Annotated in this window: 4 protein-coding genes; all 4 read left to right on the top strand. The window is 62.2% G+C overall.

Translation table 11 applies throughout. The features are described from left to right. On the top strand, nt 1–396 hold a 396-nt coding region (gene nifH, locus EOM25_13690), incomplete at its 5' end, for a nitrogenase reductase (GenBank protein ID NCC26226.1). A gap of 41 nt (nt 397–437) precedes the next feature. Further along, nucleotides 438–785, top strand: coding sequence for a P-II family nitrogen regulator (locus EOM25_13685; protein NCC26225.1), 348 nt, complete (start codon nt 438–440; stop codon nt 783–785). After that, complete coding sequence (locus EOM25_13680) at nt 782–1156, top strand: P-II family nitrogen regulator (GenBank protein NCC26224.1); 375 nt, start codon at nt 782–784, stop codon at nt 1154–1156. The genes EOM25_13685 and EOM25_13680 overlap by 4 nt, the downstream gene beginning before the upstream one ends. Before the next feature lie 21 nt (nt 1157–1177). Further along, nucleotides 1178–2818 carry a nitrogenase molybdenum-iron protein alpha chain gene (gene nifD, locus EOM25_13675; protein ID NCC26223.1) on the top strand — a complete coding sequence of 547 codons (1641 nt, stop codon included), beginning with the start codon at nt 1178–1180 and terminating at the stop codon, nt 2816–2818. Nucleotides 2819–2847: the final 29 nt, after the last annotated feature.

Below are 2847 nucleotides of genomic sequence, written 5' to 3'. Positions count from 1 at the left end.
GAGATCTACATCGTCTGCTCCGGGGAGATGATGGCCATGTACGCGGCCAACAACATCTGCAAGGGCATCATGAAGTACGCCCAGTCCGGTGGGGTCCGTCTGGGTGGACTCATCTGCAATTCGAGGAACGTGGACAACGAGCGTGAGATGATCGAGGAGCTGGCCAAAAAAATCGGCACCCAGATGATCTATTTCGTGCCCCGGGACAACGACGTCCAGCGGGCCGAGATCAACCGGAAGACGGTCATCGAGTGGAACGCCACGGCCCCCCAGGCCGACCACTATCGCAATCTGGCCCGGACCATCGACGGGAACGACATGTTTGTCATCCCCAAGCCCCTGGCCATCGAGGAATTGGAACAGCTGCTCATGGATTTCGGCCTCATGGCCGCCTGATGCGGCCCGTGAATCGACACAAAGAGAAGGGAGGGAGAAACATGATGATCATGATCCGGGCCATAGTCCGGCCTGAAAAGAGCGACGAGGTCCTGGCGGCCCTGATGGACGCCGGGTTTCCGGCCGTGACCAAATATTCCGTGGCCGGCCGCGGCAAACAGCGGGGCATCAAGATCGGCGAGGTGACCTACGATGAGATCCCCAAGACCATGCTCATGAGCGTGGTCCGAGCCGATGACAAGGATTTCGTCATCCGGACGATCATGGAGGCGGCCAAGACCGGGACCAAGGGGGCCTTTGGCGACGGAAAGGTCTTCGTCAGTCCCGTGGAGGAGGTCTACACCATCAGTTCCGGTCTGCGCGAGGGCGTGGAGGAGGTCGCGGCATGAAGGAGATCGTCGCCGTGGTGCGCATGAACATGATGAACCGGACCAAGAAGGCCCTGACCGAGGCCGGCGTGGACGCCTTTTTCGCCCACGAGGCCCAGGGCCGGGGCCGGGGGTTCGTCAATCCCGTGGTTCTGGAAGGGGCCGGCAAGGGCTACGAGGAGGCCGCCGAGATCCTGGGCGAGAAGGGCAAGCTCTACGCCAAGCGGGTCATCACCGTGGTCGCTCCGGACGAGGACGTGGAGGGGATCGTGACCGCCATCATGGAGGTCAACCGGACCGGTAAGCCCGGCGACGGCAAGATCTTCGTCCTGCCCATGACCGACGCGGTCCGGGTCCGCACCGGGGAGACCGGGGCCCAATCCATCAGCTGAACACGGACAAGGAGGAAGACCATGCCCGTCACGACCAAAAGACCGGTCCGGAAGGCCCCGGACGACATCAAGCAGGAACTGCTGGCCAAGTATCCGCCCAAGGTGGCCCGCAAGAGGGCCAAACAGATCCTGATCAACGAGGCCCAGGGGTGCGAGACCCCGGAGATCATGGCCAATGTGCGGACCATCCCGGGCATCATCACCATGCGCGGCTGCACCTATGCGGGCTGCAAGGGCGTCATCCTGGGGCCGACCCGGGACATCGTGAACATCACCCACGGCCCCATTGGCTGCGGCTTCTATTCCTGGCTGACCCGCCGCAACCAGACCGACGCCTCGGATCCAACGGCCCACAACTACATGACCTACTGCTTTTCCACGGACATGCAGGACCAGGACATCATCTTCGGCGGCGAGAAGAAGCTCGAGCGGGCCATCCAGGAGGCCTACGACCTCTTCCATCCCCGGGCCATCGCCGTGTTCGCCACCTGCCCGGTGGGCCTCATCGGCGACGACATCCACGCCGTGGCCAGGAAGATGAAGGAGAAGTTTGGCGACTGCAATGTGTTCGCCTTTTCCTGCGAGGGCTACAAGGGCGTGTCCCAGTCGGCTGGCCATCACATCGCCAACAACCAGATTTTCCGTCACGTGGTCGGCGAGAACGACGCCCCCAAGGCCGGACGGTTCAAGATCAATCTCCTGGGCGAATACAACATCGGCGGTGACGGCTTCGAGATCGACCGCATCCTGAACATGTGCGGCATCACGAATATCGCCACCTTCTCGGGCAACTCCACCTACGACCAGTTCGCTTCGGCCCACCAGGCCGATCTGAATTGCGTCATGTGCCACCGGTCCATCAACTACGTGGCCGACATGCTGGAGACCAAGTACGGCATCCCCTGGATCAAGGTGAACTTCATCGGAGCCGGGGCCACGGCCAAATCCCTCCGGAAAATCGCCGCCTATTTCGAGGACAAGGCCCTGACCGAACGGGTGGAGGCGGTCATCGCCGAGGAACTCCCTGCCGTCGAAAGGACGGCCGCCGAAATCCGCCCCCGCACCGAGGGCAAGAAGGCCATGCTCTTCGTCGGCGGATCCCGGGCCCACCATTACCAGGAACTCTTCGCCGAGCTGGGCATGAAGACCCTGGCCGCCGGCTACGAGTTCGCCCACCGCGACGACTACGAGGGCCGTCGGGTTCTCCCGAACATCGTCGTGGACGCCGACAGTAAGAACATCGAGGAGATCGAGGTCACACCCGATCCTGAACGCTTTACCCCGCGCAAGCCCGAGGACGATCTGGCCAAGCTCGAGGCCGCCGGCCTCAAGTTCAAGCACTACGAAGGCATGATCCCGGACATGGACCAGGGCACCTTCGTGGTCGACGACCTGAACCAGTACGAGGCCGAACGGCTGGTGGAGATCCTCCGTCCGGACATCTTCTGCGCCGGGATCAAAGAGAAATACTCCATCCAGAAACTGGGCATCCCCATGAAGCAGCTCCACAGCTACGACTCTGGCGGTCCCTACGCCGGCTTCCGGGGGGCCGTGAACTTCTACAAGGAGATCGACCGCCTAGTGAACAGCAGGGTCTGGGGCTTCATGAAGGCCCCCTGGCAGGAAAACCCGGAGCTTTCGGCCACCTACGTCTGGGAATGACCCGGACTCCCAAGGAGAGAAAGATGCTA

The sequence above is a fragment of the Deltaproteobacteria bacterium genome, from assembly GCA_009929795.1.
GTDB lineage: Bacteria > Desulfobacterota > Desulfovibrionia > Desulfovibrionales > Desulfomicrobiaceae > RZZR01.
Note: the sequence above shows the minus strand (reverse complement) of the source record. Positions and strands in the feature narration are given on the sequence as shown.

Excerpts from the sequence above, each read along its gene's own strand:
- EOM25_13685 (NCC26225.1), top strand. The coding sequence starts at position 438 with ATGATGATCATGATCCGGGCCATAGTCCGGCCTGAAAAGAGCGACGAG.
- EOM25_13680 (NCC26224.1), top strand. The coding sequence starts at position 782 with ATGAAGGAGATCGTCGCCGTGGTGCGCATGAACATGATGAACCGGACC.
- nifD (NCC26223.1), top strand. The coding sequence starts at position 1,178 with ATGCCCGTCACGACCAAAAGACCGGTCCGGAAGGCCCCGGACGACATC.